This is a genomic window from Arthrobacter sp. JCM 19049 (assembly GCF_001310435.1).
Window position 1 is genome coordinate 1 of record NZ_BAXF01000619.1, and the last position, 1,127, is coordinate 1,127.

Sequence of the window (1,127 nt, forward strand, 5' to 3'; positions counted from 1 at the left end):
TAGTCGCGCAGCGCGATGGTGGTGGCCATCGCCGGGGAGCGCCCGGTGGTGACAAACCCGGAGATGTTCGAGCCGGGTGCTTGATGATGTCGGTGATGGAGCCAGGTGGCTGCTCAAGTCGATCTTGTCCTCCGGGGCGGCCAGCACCAGGTGGAAGCCGAACTCCTGCAGGGCCCGGATGCCGGCGGCGGCATATTCCGAGTTCGCCTGGATGAAGGCTCGTCGATCATCACGGTGCCGTAGGAGGTGAACCCGGCGGTGGCGAAGCCAGCTGGTAGGCCAGGGCGGCGCCCATCACGAACGAGGTGAAGCGCTGTCCCTCGCCGCCGGAGAGGGTTCCGGGCTCCAGCCTGGTTTCCACCTCGCCATTGGGCTTGTGCTCATCGCAGCGGATCACCACGTGGTGGCGCACATCCAGCACGGTGGCCCGCCAGGAGCTGCGGCCCGGGTCGGCCAGCGCCTCCACGATTGCCTCCAACGCTGCGTAGGAGCGCTTCAGGGTGCTTTCCTCCGGGTGCTGTAGGCCTCGTTCAGGGCCTGCTTCAGTTCGCGGCGGAACGTTCCGGCCTCGGCCGGGATGGCCGGCTCCACCTCGAAGCGCAGGATCGATCCGTGCTCAAAGGGCACGTCGGCCAGGATCTGGTTCAGCGGCTTGATGCGTTCGGCGATCATCCTGCGTTCCTCGTCAAGCAGCTGCAGCAGGTCGCTGAAGCGCTCGTAGGAGCGGTTGGCGAAGTACTCGCGGAACTGGGCCTCATGGTGCGGCAGGCCCTCGGCGACGATCTGGTCGTGCAGCCGTTCATAGTGTTCGCCGGCCTGCGCCCCGGTGCCGTGTGTCTGGGCGTGGGAGGTGCCGAATTCCCGGGCGAAGCGCTTGAAGGTGTCGCTAAGCTCGTTGGCCACCGCCACCCGTTCGGCGTTCAGGGTGCCCAGCTCACCGGTCAGCTGCACCCGTGCCTCGGCGAAGACGGTGGTGAGCTGCGCCGGGTCGGCCTGCTCGGCCTGCTGCAGCGCACCGATCACCGTCTTGACCGGTTCCAGCTGGATGACGCCTCGGGCAGGCGTCCCAGCAGCTGCCGGGCGTCGGCCTGCTCCTCGCCCAGGGCCTGCACCACCCGGCGCGCTTG

2 protein-coding genes are annotated in these 1,127 nt (G+C 68.1%); both read right to left on the reverse strand.

Annotated elements, in window-relative coordinates:
- Positions 1-229 precede the first annotated feature (229 nt).
- Entirely contained in the window at positions 230-478 is a 249-nt protein-coding gene (locus tag JCM19049_RS15000) for an SbcC/MukB-like Walker B domain-containing protein (protein WP_054821968.1), read from the reverse strand.
- A 17-nt stretch (positions 479-495) separates the two neighbouring features.
- A complete protein-coding gene (locus JCM19049_RS15005) occupies positions 496-1,023 on the reverse strand; it encodes a hypothetical protein (protein WP_054821969.1) in 528 nt (175 codons plus the stop codon).
- Between the last annotated feature and the right edge of the window lie 104 nt (positions 1,024-1,127).